This is a genomic window from Thioalkalivibrio sp. ALE19 (assembly GCF_000428605.1).
Classification (GTDB): domain Bacteria; phylum Pseudomonadota; class Gammaproteobacteria; order Ectothiorhodospirales; family Ectothiorhodospiraceae; genus Thioalkalivibrio.
Genome location: NZ_AUAG01000009.1, coordinates 20102 through 34941 on the forward strand (window position 1 = coordinate 20102; position 14840 = coordinate 34941).

A 14840-nucleotide genomic window follows, 5' to 3' on the forward strand; every position below is an offset into this window, starting at 1 on the left:
GCGGAATGGCGGCGCAGCGCGTGGTCCTGGCCACCGGCAACCCGGGCAAGCGGAGCGAGCTGGCGGCGCTGCTGGAGCCGCTGGGCATGGAGGTCGTGACGCAGACCGGGCTGGGCGTGCCGGAGGCCGAGGAGACCGGCCTGACCTTCGTCGAGAACGCGCTGCTGAAGGCACGCAACGCGGCCCGGCACACCGGGCTGGCGGCGGTGGCCGACGACTCGGGGCTGGAGGTGGATGCCCTGGGCGGCGAGCCGGGTATCTATTCCTCGCGCTATGCCGGGGAGAGCGGTGACGGCGCCGATGCCGCCAACAACGCGAAGCTGCTGGACGCGCTGGCGGACGTGCCGCCGGAGCGTCGCGGCGCCGGCTTCCGCGCGGTGGTGGTGTTCCTGCGCCATGCCGACGATCCCGCCCCGCTGATCGCCGAGGGCGTGTGGCGCGGGCGCATCGCATCGGCACCGTCCGGCGGTGGCGGGTTCGGCTACGACCCGCTGTTCGAGCTGCCGGAGCATGGCTGCACCTCGGCCGAGCTGGAGCCGAGCGAGAAGAACCGCCTGAGCCATCGCGGCCGGGCGCTGGAGAAACTGGCCCGGGCCCTGCGGGAACGTGCCGGGAGCTGAGCCGGGGGCTATGCTCCCGGCATGACCCCGAGCTTCGATACCCCGATCCCGCTGGCGCTGTACGTCCACCTGCCGTGGTGCGTGCGCAAGTGCCCGTACTGCGATTTCAACTCTCACGAACCCCGCGGCGGCGAGCCCCCGTTCGCCGACTACGTGGCCGCGCTGCTGCGCGATCTGGAGGCGCAGCTGCCCGAGGTCTGGGGGCGGCGCATCGAGAGCGTGTTCATCGGGGGCGGCACGCCCAGCCTGTTCCCGCCCGAGGCGATGGCGGAGCTGATGTCCGGGTTGCGGTCGCTGCTGCCGCTGCGCCCGGACGTGGAGATCACCCTGGAGGCGAATCCCGGCACCGCCGATCGTGATTTCTTCCAGGGCTACCGTGAGGCCGGGATCAACCGGCTGTCGCTGGGGGTGCAGAGCTTCGACGGCGCGATGCTGCAGCGTCTCGGTCGCATCCACGGGCCGGAGGAGGCGGCCGCGGCGGTGGAACATGCCCGGGCGGCGGGTTTCGAGCGGATCAACCTGGATCTGATGTTCGGTCTGCCGGGGCAGACGGTGGCGCAGGGCATGGCGGATCTGGAGGCGGCGATCGCGCAGCAGCCGGAGCACATTTCCTGGTATCAGCTCACCCTGGAGCCCAATACGCTGTTCGCCGCGCGCCCGCCGGAGCTGCCGGAGGATGACACCGTGGCCGAACTTTTTGCCGCCGGAAGCTTGCGTCTCGCGGAGGCGGACTATACTCGCTACGAAGTGTCCGCTTACGCGAGGGCGGGTGAAGCGTGCCGGCACAACCTGAACTACTGGACCTTCGGGGACTACCTCGGCATTGGTGCCGGTGCCCACGGCAAGCTGACGCAGGTCCACGACGGCTCCATCATCCGCCGCGTGCGACCGCGCCAGCCGCAGGCCTACCTCGCCGATCCGACCGGCGGGCGGGATACGCCGGTGGCACCCGGCGAGCGGCCGTTCGAGTTCATGCTGAACGCCCTGCGGCTGGTCGATGGCGTGCCCGAGGCGCGGTTCCGCGAGCGGACCGGGCTGCCCCTGGAGGCACTGGAGCCCGGGCTGGAGCGTGCGCGCCAGCGCGGCCTGATGGATCCCGCCGGAAGCGGCGTCCTGCGAACCACCACGGAGGGTCTGCAGTTTCTCAATGATGTCCTGGAGGGGTTTCTGCCGGAGGCTGCCAACGATGTCGAGGAGGTGTCGCGATGACCCGACCGATCGAATTCGTGGCGTTTGCTTGTCCCTGGTGCGGAGAACCGGGCGAGACGACGGTGGATGTGATGAGTGACGAGGATGAATGGGTGGAGGACTGTGGCGTGTGCTGCTCGCCCATCGTGTTCCGTCACCTGACGACCACCGAGGATGATATCCCCGTGGTCGACGCTCAGAGGGAAGGTGGCTGATGGCCGCGGATTACGTCCCCATCCCCTGCGCGCGCTACTCCGAGCTGGAGCTTTGCATCATGCACGGGGAGGCGCTGCGGATCCGCTGGCGCCACCGGGGCCTCGACGAGGTGGCGCGGGTGTGGCCGCTGGATCTGCGCACCCGCCGGGGCGCGGAGTATCTGATCCTGCGCGATGCCGAGGGCCGGCGCCAGTGGCGCCGGCTGGACCGTCTGCTGGAGTTCGCGCCGCTGGCGGCCGGCGCCTGAGCCCGGGCCGGGGCGTCAGGGCGTCGCCTCAGGAGCGCTTCATCTGGTCGAAGAACTCGCTGTTGGTCTTCGACGACTGCATGCGGCCGAGCAGGAATTCCATCGCCTCGATGTCGTCCATGCCGTGCAGGAACTTCCGCAGGATCCACAGTTTCTGCAGCTCTTCCGGGTCGGTCAGCAGTTCCTCGCGGCGGGTGCCGGAACGGTTGACGTTGATCGCCGGGTAGATGCGCTTCTCGGCGATGCGCCGCTCCAGGTGCACCTCCATGTTGCCGGTACCCTTGAATTCCTCGTAGATCACCTCGTCCATCTTGGAGCCGGTGTCCACCAGGGCCGTGGCGAGGATGGTGAGGCTGCCGCCTTCCTCGACATTGCGCGCGGCGCCGAAGAAACGCTTGGGCCGGTGCAGGGCGTTGGCATCGACGCCGCCGGTGAGCACCTTGCCGGAGCTGGGGGCAACGGTGTTGTAGGCACGGGCGAGTCGGGTGATCGAGTCCAGGAGGATGACCACGTCGCGGCGGTGCTCCACCAGGCGCTTGGCCTTCTCGATGACCATCTCGGCCACCTGCACGTGGCGCTGGGCCGGTTCGTCAAAGGTGGAGGAGACGACCTCGCCCTGCACCATGCGGTCCATCTCGGTCACTTCCTCGGGCCGTTCGTCGACCAGCAGGACGATGAGATAGCACTCCGGGTAATTGGTCGCGATGCTCTGGGCGATGTTCTGCAGGATCAGGGTCTTGCCGGCCTTGGGCGGCGAGACGATCAGGCCGCGCTGGCCCTTGCCGAACGGCGCGACGATGTCGATGACGCGGGCGGTGATGTCCTCGGTGGAGCCGTTGCCCCGCTCCATGCGCATGCGATGGTTGGCATGCAGCGGCGTGAGGTTCTCGAACAGGACCTTGTGTCTGGCATTTTCCGGCGGCTCGAAGTTGATCTCCGAGACCTTCAGCAGCGCGAAGTAGCGTTCGTTGTCCTTCGGCGGGCGGATCTTGCCGGCCACCGTGTCGCCGGTGCGCAGGCCGAAGCGGCGGATCTGGCTGGGGGAGACGTAGACGTCGTCGGGGCCGGCCTGATAGGAGGCGTCCGGGCTGCGCAAAAAGCCGAAGCCGTCGGAGAGGATCTCCAGTACGCCGTCGCCGTAAATCGCCTCGCCGCTTTTCGCGTGGGCCTTCAGCAGGGCAAAGATGATGTCCTGCTTGCGGGCACGGGACATGTTCTCGATGCCCTGGTTTTCGGCGAGGCCAACGAGGTCGGCGGCGGTCATCCGCTTCAGTTCGGTCAGATTCATGCGTGGGGCGCTGTGCTCAACGTGGATGAACGGCGGCCGGGGATGGCCGCAGGATTGCAATGATGACGGGGCAGGGGACGACCCCGGGAGAGGCCCGGCGCCGACGAAACGCTCGAATATTAAGCGGGGCGGGCGGCTGTTGCAAGCCCGCCCCGCAACGGAAGGTAACCGCGATTCCGCTCAGGTGTGCTGATCGAGGAAGGCGGTCAGCTGCGACTTGGACAGGGCGCCCACCTTGGTGGCCTCCACGTCCCCGTTCTTGAACAGCATGAGCGTCGGGATGCCGCGGATACCGAACTTGGGCGGCGTCGACGGGTTCTCGTCGATGTTCAGTTTGGCAACCTTGACCTTGCCGGCGTATTCTTCGGCGATTTCGTCCAGAATCGGCGCGATCATCTTGCAGGGACCGCACCATTCCGCCCAGTAGTCCACCAGGACCGGCTGGTCGGACTTCAGGACGTCCTCGTCGAAACTCGCGTCCGATGTATAAATGATCTTGTCGCTCACTCCGCGTCCTCATGACGTTGGGTTGGCACCGGCCTTCTTCAGGGCCGCGTACGCCGTACTATCGACGAAGATGACGGGAAAGTTCAAGTAAAACAGCGAAGCCCGCCCGGGAGCCCCATGACAGACGCCGCGCACGAACCCGCCCAGCCCGCATTCGACCGTTTCGATCTGCCCGAGGCGGTGCGCGCGGGGTTGCGGCGTGCCGGATTCGATACCTGTACTCCCATCCAGGCGCAGGCGCTGCCGGTGGCCCTGGCGGGGCGCGACGTGGCCGGGCAGGCGCAGACCGGAACCGGCAAGACCGCCGCGTTCCTCATCGCGACCTTCAATCGGCTGCTGCGCCAGGCCCCGGCGGAACACCGTCGCGCCACCGACGTGCGCGCCCTGATCCTCGCGCCGACGCGCGAGCTGGCGGTGCAGATCCACCGCGACGCCGAACTGCTGGGCGTCGATACCGGCCTGAAGCTGGCACTGGCCTACGGCGGCACCGACTACGATCGCCAGCGGGAGGCGCTGGCCGCCGGCGCCGACGTGCTGATCGGTACCCCGGGACGCATCATCGACTACTTCAAGCAGAAGGTCTTCGGGCTCAAGCACACCGAGGTGGTGGTGCTGGACGAGGCCGACCGCATGTTCGACCTGGGATTCATCAAGGACGTGCGTTTTCTGATGCGCCGCTGCGCCCCGCCGCAGGAACGGCTGTCCATGCTGTTCTCCGCCACCCTGTCGTGGCGGGTGATGGAGCTGGCCTACGAGCACATGAACAACCCGGAGAAGGTGCAGATCGAGGCGGAGACCCTGACCGCCGACCGGGTGCGCCAGACCATCTACTATCCGGCCAACGACGAGAAGATCCCGCTGCTGCTGGCGCTGGCGCGGGATCTGGCGCCGGAACGGGCGATCGTGTTCTCCAATACCAAACACGGAGCGGAGAAGGTGGCCGACTGGCTCAATGCCAACGGCCACGCCGCCGCGTTGCTCTCGGGCGACGTGCCGCAGAAGAAGCGCTCGAAGCTGCTGGAGGGCTTCGCCGCGGGTGAATACACCTTCCTGGTGGCGACCGACGTGGCGGCCCGCGGCCTGCACATCCCCGAGGTGACGCATGTGTTCAACTTCGACCTGCCGCAGTCCGGGGAGGACTACGTGCACCGCATCGGGCGTACTGCGCGCGCCGGTGCCGAGGGCGACGCGATCAGCTTCGGCTGCGAGGACTCGGCGTTCTACCTGCCCGATATCGAGTCCTACCTGGGCGAGCGCATCCCCACCGAGAACATCGACCGCGCCGCCCTGCCGCAGGACCTGACCCGGCCGCAACCGCGCGAGCGCAAGCCGCGCGGCGGCCCCGGCGGCGGCCGTGGCGGGTCGCGGCGCGGTGGCTCCTCGGGGCGTTCCCGCGGGAACGGCCGCGGCCGCTGAGTCCGGCGCGCCGCCCGCGATGGAGACCCTGGACCTGCAGGTTGGCGATTCCTTTCGCCTGGGTGCGGATATCGAGGTCGTCGTGGTGCAGGCCGGGTGCGACGGGCAGATACGTCTGGTCGCGAACGCCCCGGGTCACCGGGTGCAGTGGGTCGACAACGAACTGCTGATCGACCGCCACATCCGCGTGCGCTTCGACGAGAGCCACTCCGGCCGGGTCCTGGTCGAGTCCGCCACGCCCGTCACCGTGGTCCGCGGCGACACCCGCTGAGGCCCCTGCCCCCGCCTGTCGTTTCCTCTTCGGCGCGGCGGTTCCATCAGGGATTCCGGTCCGATGTCCGCCCGCTTGTTGACAATGATTCAATAATCGTTGAACCATTGAAAAATGGACAAGCTGACCGCCACCTCCATGTTCGAGTCGCTGGCCTCCGGTGTCCGTCTGGACATCGTGCGTCTGCTGGTTGGTCACGGACGCGAGGGGCTGGTCGCCGGCGAGATCGCCCGGAAACTGGAGCTGCCACGTAGCAACCTTTCGTTCCACCTCAAGACTCTGACCCGGGCCGGCCTCGTCACCGTGACCCAGGAGGGGCGTTACCAGCGCTACCGGGCGGATCTGGCCGCGATGCAGGATCTGGTGGCCTACCTGACCGCGCACTGCTGCGCGGCCGAGGAGGGCGAGTGCGAGCTTTCCGGGGTGGAGACCTCCTGCTGACATGAACGATCGCAACCAGTCCGCCGAGGAGATCTCGGCGAAAGAAGGCATGGGTCTCTTCGAGCGCTATCTGAGCGTATGGGTGGCGCTGTGCATCGTGGCGGGCGTCGCGCTGGGGCAGTTCTTCCCCGCGGTGCCGGAGACGCTGTCGCAATGGGAGTACGCGCAGGTCTCGATCCCGGTGGCCATCCTCATCTGGGCGATGATCTACCCGATGATGGTGCAGATCGATTTCTCCGCCATCCTCGGCGTGCGCCGCGAGCCGAAGGGCCTGACCGTCACCACCTCGGTGAACTGGCTGATCAAGCCGTTCACCATGTTCGCGATCGCCTGGTTCTTCTTCATGGTGGTCTACGCCGCCTGGATCCCGGAGGATCTGGGCCGCGAGTACCTGGCCGGGGCGATCCTGCTGGGGGCCGCGCCGTGTACCGCGATGGTGTTCGTCTGGAGCTATCTCACGCGTGGCGATGCGGCCTACACCCTGGTGCAGGTGGCGGTGAACGACATCATCCTGCTGTTTGCCTTCGCGCCCATCGTGGTCCTGCTGCTGGGGATCTCCGATATCTACGTGCCGTGGGACACGGTCGCGCTGTCGGTGCTGCTGTACATCGTGATCCCGTTCGCGGCCGGCTACCTGTCACGTATCTGGCTGCTCCGCAGAAAGGGCATCGAGCGGTTCGACAACGTCTTCATGAAACGCATCGGCCCGGTCACGCCCATCGGGTTGCTGGTGACGCTGGTCCTGCTGTTCGCGTTTCAGGGCGAGCGCATCCTGGCGAATCCGGGGCATATCGCCCTGATCGCCGTTCCGCTGATCATCCAGACCTTCCTGGTGTTCTACATTGCGTATTACTGGGCGAAGGCGTGGCGTGTGCGCCACGCGGTGGCGGCCCCCGGTGCGATGATCGGCGCCAGTAACTTCTTCGAGCTGGCCGTGGCGGCCGCGATCGCGATGTTCGGCCTGCAGTCCGGTGCGGCGCTGGTGACGGTCGTTGGCGTGCTGGTGGAGGTGCCGCTGATGCTGGCGCTGGTGCGCATCGCGAATCGCGCGCGCCACTGGTTCCCGACCCACAACGAGGCGCCGGGCACGTGACCACCGTGTCCCTCAGTGACGCGGCGCGCGACTGGCTCGCCGGCCGGGGCGGCGCGATGACGCTGCGGCTGTCCGCCCGCCACGGCTGCTGCGGTGGCCAGGCGGGTGTGCCGGTGGCCGAGCCGGGCGCACCGCGCTCGACGGACGGGTACGCAAGGACGCAGATCGAGGGCATCCACGTGTATGTGGCCGACGACATGGGCCCGGGTCCGTACCGGGTCGACCTCGAGGGCTTCTTCCGCTGGCGGCGTCTGGTGGTGGAAGGCGAGATGGGCCAGGTGCAGGAGTAGACGATGCTGGAGTGAGCCATGAGTGAAGTGCAGCGCAGCCTGAAGGTCCCGGAGCTGGAGGAGGCCTTCATGAACGATGATCACCACGAAGCCGCCCGGTTGCTGGAAGCCGTGGGCCGGGCCCGCGAGGAGGGCGACGACCACGCGGTACGGGAGGCGTTCGCGGCCTTCGTCGAGTTCAATCGCGAGCATTTCGCGCGCGAGGACGAGCTGATGGAGCGGGTCGGTTTTCCGCAGAAGGACTACCACCGGCAGGAACATGCGGCCCATCTGGCGCGCTGGGAAGCCCTGCTGGCGGGGCTGGAGGACGGGTCGATGCGGGGCGCGGATCTGCTCTCGGCGCTGGATGACGAGATCATTCCCTGGTACCAGCGCCATTTCACCACCATGGATGCCCTGCTGGCGCGGTTCGCCGAGCGTGCCGCGGGGGAGTAGTCCCTGCCGGCGGGAATCCGCTGAACGAAGCTGGAACGGAAAAAGGGCCGGCACACGCAGTGCCGGCCCTTTTCTCTGGTCTGGTGCCGACGGAGGGAATTGAACCCCCGACCTATCGATTACGAATCGATTGCTCTACCTGCTGAGCTACGTCGGCTGAGCGCGACATCATAGCGAAGCGGGGCGTTACCAACAATGCCCCGGGCCGGCGACGGGGCGTCTCCCGGCATAGCGGGCGCTTTCGGAGATCAGTTTTCGTCGGAGCTCTGCCTCGGGCCGACGCGGACGATGACGTCCACGCTGAGCACGTCGGTACCTTCGGGCAGCGGCGGCAGGTCGTTCACCTGTACCTGGGCCGGTTCCACGTCCTCGAGCTGGCCGCTGTCCACGTGGAACAGGTGGTGGTGCGGGGCGCGGTTGGAGTCGTAGAAGACCCGCGACGGGTCGACGATCACTTCGCGCACTAGGCCCTTCTCGGCGAACAGCTTGAGGGTGTTGTACACCGTGGCCTTGGACACGCGCGACTCCTGGCGCGTGAGCTGCGCGAGGATGTGGTCGGCGCTGAGGTGCTGGTTGCGGGCGAACAGCACTCGGACGATCTCGATTCGCTGTTCGGTCGGCGAGATGCGGTAATCGCGCAGCAGGGCGCGCGCGTCGTCGATTCCCAGCAGATCGGGTTGGGGGGTTCGGGTGCTCATATCTCCAACATATAACAGCGAATTGGACAGAGTCCAGTTCTGTTTTGGGAAGAAGGCATACGCCGACGCGGCGCGGCAAGCTGGTAGAATGCCGCCGACAGAACGAAGCCGGGAACGAGCAAGGGATGGAGCGGGTGATGGGAATCGAACCCACGTTCTCAGCTTGGGAAGCTGATGTTCTACCATTGAACTACACCCGCCTGGCCACGAATTGTATGCGCGTACGCGCCCCGGCTCAATGCCCGAATCACCGACGGTATGACCCATGCAGATCAAGTTGAACGGAGAAACCTGCGAAATCTCTTCGGATCAGGAGCCGCCGACGGTGGCGGACCTGATCCGGCAGCGCGGCTTTGGCGGTCGGCGACTGGCCGTGGAGGTGAACGAGACCCTGGTGCCCCGCAGCGAGCACGCCGAGCGGCGGTTGCAGGAGGGTGATCGTGTCGAGGTCGTTCAGGCCATCGGCGGTGGCTGATATTCTTGCCCGCAGTTGTATCCGCACCCGCAACCGTTAACCGAGGAGCATGCATGAGCCAGATGGCCGCCGGATCCGCCGACGATCCGTTTCACGTCGGCGAGCGCCGTTTCGAGTCCCGCCTGCTGGTGGGTACGGGCAAGTACCGCGATCTGGAGCAGACTCGCGAGGCGATCGAGGCCAGCGGTGCCGAGATCGTGACCGTGGCCATTCGCCGCACCAACATCGGCCAGAATCCCGACGAGCCGAACCTGCTCGACGTGGTCCCGCCGGATCGCTACACCCTGCTGCCGAACACCGCCGGCTGCTATTCCGCCGAGGACGCGGTGCGTACCTGCCGGCTGGCGCGCGAGCTGCTCGACGGGCACAACCTGGTCAAGCTGGAGGTGCTGGGCGACGAGAAGACCCTGTACCCGGACGTGTTCGAGACGGTGAAGGCCGCCGAGATCCTGGTGAACGAGGGCTTCGAGGTGATGGTGTACACCACCGACGATCCGCTGCTGGCGAAACGTCTGGAGGATATCGGCTGCCGCGCGATCATGCCGCTGGCCGCGCCGATCGGCTCGGGTCTGGGGATCCAGAACCGCTACAACATCCGCGAGATCGTGGAAAACGTGTCGGTACCGGTGCTGGTGGACGCGGGTGTGGGCACGGCGTCGGATGCGGCCATCGCGATGGAGCTGGGCTGCGACGGCGTGCTGATGAACACCGCCATCGCCGCGGCCGACGATCCGGTGCGCATGGCCCGTGCTATGCGTCACGCGATCGTGGCGGGCCGCGAGGCCTGGCGCGCCGGACGCATGCCGGCACGGCGCTATGCCTCGGCCTCCTCGCCGGAGACCGGACTGTTCTTCGCCGGCTCATGACGGCCCCGCACGAATCGCACGACAACCGGCCCGCTGACGGGGACGGGGGGCGCCCGGCGCACCATCGCCGGGTTCGCTCGTTCGTGCGCCGCGAGGGGCGTCTGACCACGGGCCAGCAGCGCGCACTGGATGAGCTCTGGCCGCGCTTCGGCCTGGATCCGGCGCCCGACGCCGGGGCGCTGGATCTGGCAGCGGTCTTCGGCCGCGAGGCGCCGGTGACCCTGGAGATCGGCTTTGGCGACGGCGACAGCCTGGCCGAACAGGCCGCGGCGGCGCCGGAGCGGGATTTCATCGGCACCGAGGTGCATCGCCCCGGAGTGGGGCACCTGCTGGGCGAAATCGAGCGTCGGGGGCTGACCAACCTGCGGGTCTCCGACCGCGACGCGGTGGAGCTGCTGGAGGCGCATTTCGCGCCGGCCAGCCTGGACACCGTGCAGGTGTATTTCCCCGACCCCTGGCACAAGAAGCGCCATCACAAGCGCCGCCTGGTTCAGCCGAGGTTCGTGCGCGCGCTGGCGGGCTGGATCCGGCCCGGCGGCTGGCTGCATCTGGCCACCGACTGGGCGGACTACGCCGAACACATGCAGGAGGTGATGGCCGGGGCGACCGAGTGGTTCGCGCCGGACGGCCCGGTGCCGCGCCCGGAACGCCCGGCCTGGCGCCCCGAGACCAAATTCGAGCGCCGCGGGCTGCAGCGCGGGCATGCAGTGGCGGATCTGGTGTACCGGCGCACCGAGGCCCCCGCCCCGGCGGAGTGAAGCGGCGGCTCAGCCCTTCTTCTTGACCACCAGGACCGGGCAGCGCGCCTGACCGACGACGCGTTCGGAGACCGAGCCCATCAGCAGCCGCTTGAGCCCGGTGCGGCCATGGCTGCCCAGCACGATCAGGTCGCGATGCTGGCGCTCCGCGATCTCGATCAGGGTGACCTCCGGGCGGCCTTCCTCGAACAGCGCATCGGTTTCCACGCCCGCTTCGCGGGCCTCGCCCTGCAGCCGCTGGATCGCGTCCACGCCCTCCTGGCGCCGGGCCTCGCTCTGTCCGGGCACGGCGACCGAGGCCACGGTCAGCGGCAGGCTGCAGTGCTGCGCGAGCTCCACGGCCGCACGCGCGGCCTTGTCGCCCAGTTCGGAACCGTCGGTCCCTACCAGCAGGCCCTGGCGCGGGGCTTCGGTGTCGCGCGGGACGACCATCACGTTACACGGCGCGAGTCCGATCACCTTGGCGGTGGCGTCGCCCACCATGAGGCGGGCCATCTCGCCGCGGGTGCGCCGGCCAATCACGATCAGGTCGGCTTCGTGCTCTTCCGCCACGCTGACGATCTCCTGATGCCGGTCGACCCCGTGGCGCAGGATGGCGGAGACTTCCAGGCCTGCCTCGCGGGCGCGTTTCTCCAGCGTATCCAGGTCACCCTGGGCCGCGACGCTGGCGTCGTGGCTGCGCCGCGGCGAGAGGGCGTCGTGCTGGGTGTCGGTCGGGATGATGCGCACGATCCGCAGACGTGCCCCGCAGCGGCCGGCCAGCTCCAGGGCCACGTTCTCCGCGGCGGTGCTGTATTCCGAGCCGTCGGTGGCGACGACGATGGTGCGAAACTGGGGCTGGTTGTCGGTGGACGCCGCTTCGGCCATGGCGGTTTCTCCTTCTCGATCGATTTCCCCAGCATACCGGAGGGGACACGGCCTGCGCACGCCTTCGGCACGGGCCCGTTTTTGCGTCCGGCCCGCCGGGATGGAATAATCGCGCGCTTTCAATGGGTGTTGTCTGCGGAATGGGTGTTGTCTGCGGAGTTCCGCCCGGCCAGCGTGGCCCGGTGCTCCGCGCGGTGTCGTGACCGGACGATGCACCCGTTCTTCCCGTGCCGGCGGACTGATTCCGCCGGCCTTGCTCCTTCAGGACTGGCGGTTCATGGAAAATCTGACGCTGACCACCGAAATGATCGTGGTGCTGGGCCTGCTCGCCTTCACCATCTTCCTGTTCGTCTCCGAGATCGTGCGGGTCGATCTGGCCGCGATCCTGGTGATGGTCCTGATCGGGCTGATCCCGCTGGTGTTCGGCGTGGTGCCGCTGCTGCCCGAGCTCGGCGAGCTGGTGGCGCAGGACGAGTTGTTCAGCGGGTTTGCCTCCAATGCGGTGATCTCGATCATCGCGGTGATGATCATCGGCGCCGGGCTCGACAAGACCGGCGTGATGCACAAGGTCGCCAGTTTCATCATGCGCGTGGGTGGCACCGGGGAGAAACGCATCATCCCCACGGTGTCGGGCACGGTCGGCGTGATCTCCAGTTTCATGCAGAACATTGGTGCGGCGGCGCTGTTCATGCCGGTGATGAGCCGCATCTCCAGCCGTCTGGGTATCCCGCTGTCGCGCCTGCTGATGCCAATGGGCTTCGCCGCGATCGTGGGTGGAACCATCACCCTGGTCGGTTCCAGCCCGTTGATCCTGCTGAACGATCTGCTGCCGGATGGCATGGAGCGTTTCGAGCTGTTCGATGTCACGCCCATCGGCCTGGCGCTGCTGGCCACGGTGATCGTCTATTTCGTGCTGCTGGGGCGCTACGTCCTGCCGTCGGTGGGCGCGCAGCCGACCGCGACCGAAGGCACGCGGGACTATTTCCAGCGGGTCTACGGCCTGTCCTACGAGATCCACGAGGTGCGCATCGCCGAGAGCGATCCGCTGGTGGGCCGGACCGTGGCCGATGTCGAACGCGAGACCGGTGTGGCGATCGTCGGTTCGCATGCGCGTGACGAGCTGCGCATGGCGCCCTGGACCGGCTACGAGATTCAGCCCAATTCGCGCCTGGCGGTGCTGGCCAGCCCGCGGCGCATGGAGGAGCTGGGCCGGAACCTGAAACACGCGCCGTCCAGCGACCTGGACGTGTTCGCCAGCGCCCTGGACTCCTCCCAGTCCGGGATCGCCGAGGTCGCGATCTCGCCGGGGTCCAACCTCGCCGGCAAGACGGTGACCGAGGTCGCCATGCGTCAGACCTACGGGCTCTCGGTGATGCGCATGCAGCGCGGTGGCGAGGTCTACCGCGAGGGCCTGCGCGACATCCCGCTGGAGCCGGGCGACATCCTGGTGGTGCACACCACCTGGACCTCGCTGGCGCGTCTGGAGAAGGACCGCGACTTCGTCGTGATCACCTCGGACTACCCGCGCGAGGAGCTGCGCCCGAGCAAGGTCCCGCACGCGCTGGGCTTCCTCGCGGTGGCAGTGTCGCTGATCCTGTTCACCGACCTGCAGCTGTCGATCGCGTTGCTGACTGGGGCCATGGGCATGATCCTGACCGGCGTGCTGAGCCTGGACGACGCCTACAATTCCATCAGCTGGAAGACCGTGTTCCTGCTGGCCTCGCTGATCCCTCTGGGCATGGCGGTGGAGAATACCGGCACCGCGGCCTGGATCGCGCAGAACACCCTGGACATGCTGGGCACCGTGCCACCCTGGGTGCTGCAGGCCACGATCTTCGCGCTGGCCACATTCTTTACCCTGGTCATGTCCAACGTGGGCGCGACCGTGTTGCTGGTGCCTCTGGCCATCAGTTTCGCGACCGCGGCCCAGGCCGCGGGCATGGACGCCGACCCGCGCGTGTTCGCGATCACCGTGGCCATCGCCACCTCCAACTCGTTCCTGATCCCGACCCACCAGGTGAACGCCCTGATCATGGGCCCCGGCGGCTACCGGGTGAAGGACTACATGAAGGCCGGCAGCATCATGACGATCCTGTTCGGCGTGGTGGCCATGTTCATGATCAATCTGGTCTTCTGACCCCGATTTGCTGACGTTTGTAACGCTTGATTGCGTAAGGAGAGACTCTCATGTCCCAGAAACATCCCGTGATCGCCGTCACCGGTTCTTCGGGTGCCGGCACCTCCACCGTGAAGCGCTCGTTCGAGTCGATCTTCCGCCGTGAGCAGATCAACCCCGTGGTGATCGAGGGCGACAGCTTCCATCGCTATGACCGCAAGGCGATGAAGGAAGCCATGCAGAAGGCGGCCGACGAGGGGAACCCGCATTTCTCCCACTTCGGCCCCGAGGCCAACCTGTTCGACCGCATCGAGGATCTGTTCAAGACCTACGGCGAGACCGGCCAGGGCGAGAAGCGCTACTACCTGCATTCCGACGAGGAAGCCGAGCAACACAACCAGCGTCTCGGCACCAACCTCGGTCCGGGCGAGTTCACCCCGTGGGAAGAGATCGAGCCGGGTTCCGACCTGATGTTCTACGAAGGCCTGCACGGGCTGGTGGCGGACGGCAACATCGATGCCTCGCAGCATGTCGATCTGGGTATCGGCGTGGTGCCGATCGTGAACCTCGAGTGGATCCAGAAGATCTTCCGTGACAACCTCGAGCGCGGTTACTCTGCCGAGGCGACCGTGGACACGATCCTGCGGCGCATGCCGGATTACGTGAACTACATTACCCCGCAGTTCTCGCGTACCGACATCAACTTCCAGCGCGTGCCGACGGTGGATACCTCCAACCCGTTCATCGCCCGCGACATCCCCACCCCGGACGAGAGCATGGTGGTGATCCGCTTCAGCGATCCCAAGAAGTTCGGCGTGGACTTCCCCTACCTGCTGAACATGATCCCGGACTCGTTCATGTCCCGGCGCAACACCATCGTGGTGCCCGGCGGCAAGATGGCTCTGGCCATGGAAGTCATCCTTGCCCCGATCATCCACGACATGCTGGCGCGTCGCGGCTGATCGCGAGTGCATGGCGCGGGCTGCGGGCCCGTTGCAGGGGCCGCGACCTTCGGGTCGCGGCCCTTTTTGTTGCTGCGGATCGCACG

General features: G+C 67.3%; 19 protein-coding genes and 2 tRNA genes. 15 read left to right on the forward strand and 6 right to left on the reverse strand.

Annotation, left to right across the window (positions count from 1 at the left end; genetic code table 11):
• Positions 1–5 precede the first annotated feature (5 nt).
• Genes rdgB through F787_RS0104660 form a run of 4 tightly spaced genes read left to right on the forward strand, consistent with a single transcriptional unit; the run spans position 6 to position 2271 of the window.
• On the forward strand, positions 6–620 hold the full coding sequence (gene rdgB, locus F787_RS0104645) for an RdgB/HAM1 family non-canonical purine NTP pyrophosphatase (protein WP_028491443.1): 615 nt from the start codon (positions 6–8) through the stop codon (positions 618–620).
• Positions 621–641: 21 nt separating this feature from the next.
• Entirely contained in the window at positions 642–1829 is a 1188-nt protein-coding gene (gene hemW, locus F787_RS0104650) for a radical SAM family heme chaperone HemW (protein ID WP_028491444.1), read from the forward strand.
• Entirely contained in the window at positions 1826–2023 is a 198-nt protein-coding gene (locus F787_RS0104655; RefSeq protein WP_018869012.1) for a CPXCG motif-containing cysteine-rich protein, read from the forward strand. Before hemW ends, F787_RS0104655 begins: the two co-directional genes overlap by 4 nt.
• Positions 2023–2271: a hypothetical protein gene (locus F787_RS0104660; protein ID WP_018869013.1), complete on the forward strand. Its 249-nt coding sequence runs from the start codon at positions 2023–2025 to the stop codon at positions 2269–2271. The genes F787_RS0104655 and F787_RS0104660 overlap by 1 nt, the downstream gene beginning before the upstream one ends.
• 28 nt (positions 2272–2299) lie before the next feature.
• Here F787_RS0104660 and rho read toward each other — a convergent pair whose 3' ends face one another.
• A complete protein-coding gene (gene rho / locus F787_RS0104665) occupies positions 2300–3559 on the reverse strand; it encodes a transcription termination factor Rho (protein ID WP_019589859.1) in 1260 nt (419 codons plus the stop codon).
• Positions 3560–3739: 180 nt separating this feature from the next.
• The gene (gene trxA / locus F787_RS0104670) at positions 3740–4066 is read right to left on the reverse strand and encodes a thioredoxin TrxA (protein WP_018869015.1); all 327 of its coding nucleotides are present in this window, start codon (positions 4064–4066) and stop codon (positions 3740–3742) included.
• 117 nt (positions 4067–4183) lie between these two features.
• On the opposite strand from trxA, the gene rhlB reads away from it, so the two are divergent.
• The 6 genes from rhlB to F787_RS0104700 all read left to right on the forward strand — a co-directional run bounded on the left by rhlB (position 4184) and on the right by F787_RS0104700 (position 8012).
• Entirely contained in the window at positions 4184–5482 is a 1299-nt protein-coding gene (gene rhlB / locus F787_RS0104675; protein WP_028491445.1) for an ATP-dependent RNA helicase RhlB, read from the forward strand.
• Positions 5483–5501: 19 nt separating this feature from the next.
• On the forward strand, positions 5502–5753 hold the full coding sequence (locus F787_RS0104680; RefSeq protein WP_018869017.1) for a hypothetical protein: 252 nt from the start codon (positions 5502–5504) through the stop codon (positions 5751–5753).
• Positions 5754–5867: 114 nt separating this feature from the next.
• Positions 5868–6194, forward strand: coding sequence for a helix-turn-helix transcriptional regulator (locus F787_RS0104685; protein WP_019021542.1), 327 nt, complete (start codon positions 5868–5870; stop codon positions 6192–6194).
• A 1-nt stretch (position 6195) separates the two neighbouring features.
• The gene (arsB, locus tag F787_RS0104690) at positions 6196–7287 is read left to right on the forward strand and encodes an ACR3 family arsenite efflux transporter (protein WP_028491446.1); all 1092 of its coding nucleotides are present in this window, start codon (positions 6196–6198) and stop codon (positions 7285–7287) included.
• Positions 7284–7577: a CC/Se motif family (seleno)protein gene (locus tag F787_RS0104695; RefSeq protein ID WP_028491447.1), complete on the forward strand. Its 294-nt coding sequence runs from the start codon at positions 7284–7286 to the stop codon at positions 7575–7577. The genes arsB and F787_RS0104695 overlap by 4 nt, the downstream gene beginning before the upstream one ends.
• An 18-nt stretch (positions 7578–7595) precedes the next feature.
• The gene (locus F787_RS0104700) at positions 7596–8012 is read left to right on the forward strand and encodes a bacteriohemerythrin (RefSeq protein ID WP_028491448.1); all 417 of its coding nucleotides are present in this window, start codon (positions 7596–7598) and stop codon (positions 8010–8012) included.
• A gap of 81 nt (positions 8013–8093) precedes the next feature.
• Here the strand turns inward: F787_RS0104700 and F787_RS0104705 are convergent.
• The 3 genes from F787_RS0104705 to F787_RS0104715 all read right to left on the reverse strand — a co-directional run bounded on the left by F787_RS0104705 (position 8094) and on the right by F787_RS0104715 (position 8910).
• Positions 8094–8169, reverse strand: a tRNA-Thr gene (locus F787_RS0104705).
• A 91-nt stretch (positions 8170–8260) separates the two neighbouring features.
• Positions 8261–8710, reverse strand: a complete 450-nt coding sequence (locus F787_RS0104710; protein ID WP_028491449.1) for a Fur family transcriptional regulator — start codon at positions 8708–8710, stop codon at positions 8261–8263.
• 126 nt (positions 8711–8836) lie between these two features.
• Positions 8837–8910 (reverse strand) — tRNA-Gly (locus tag F787_RS0104715).
• A gap of 65 nt (positions 8911–8975) precedes the next feature.
• On the opposite strand from F787_RS0104715, the gene thiS reads away from it, so the two are divergent.
• From thiS to trmB, 3 genes are read left to right on the forward strand one after another with little or no spacing between them, the layout of a single operon-like run.
• Entirely contained in the window at positions 8976–9185 is a 210-nt protein-coding gene (thiS, locus tag F787_RS0104720) for a sulfur carrier protein ThiS (RefSeq protein ID WP_018869023.1), read from the forward strand.
• Between the two features lie 53 nt (positions 9186–9238).
• Entirely contained in the window at positions 9239–10051 is an 813-nt protein-coding gene (locus tag F787_RS0104725; RefSeq protein ID WP_028491450.1) for a thiazole synthase, read from the forward strand.
• Entirely contained in the window at positions 10048–10809 is a 762-nt protein-coding gene (trmB, locus tag F787_RS0104730; protein ID WP_028491451.1) for a tRNA (guanosine(46)-N7)-methyltransferase TrmB, read from the forward strand. The genes F787_RS0104725 and trmB overlap by 4 nt, the downstream gene beginning before the upstream one ends.
• 9 nt (positions 10810–10818) lie before the next feature.
• Here the strand turns inward: trmB and F787_RS0104735 are convergent, their stop codons facing one another.
• Positions 10819–11676, reverse strand: coding sequence for a universal stress protein (locus tag F787_RS0104735; RefSeq protein ID WP_028491452.1), 858 nt, complete (start codon positions 11674–11676; stop codon positions 10819–10821).
• Positions 11677–11953: 277 nt separating this feature from the next.
• Between F787_RS0104735 and F787_RS0104740 the strand changes: the two genes are divergently transcribed.
• Both F787_RS0104740 and F787_RS0104745 read left to right on the forward strand, forming a co-directional pair.
• The gene (locus F787_RS0104740) at positions 11954–13813 is read left to right on the forward strand and encodes an SLC13 family permease (protein WP_028491453.1); all 1860 of its coding nucleotides are present in this window, start codon (positions 11954–11956) and stop codon (positions 13811–13813) included.
• Positions 13814–13863: 50 nt separating this feature from the next.
• Entirely contained in the window at positions 13864–14754 is an 891-nt protein-coding gene (locus F787_RS0104745) for a phosphoribulokinase (protein WP_019589872.1), read from the forward strand.
• Positions 14755–14840: the final 86 nt, after the last annotated feature.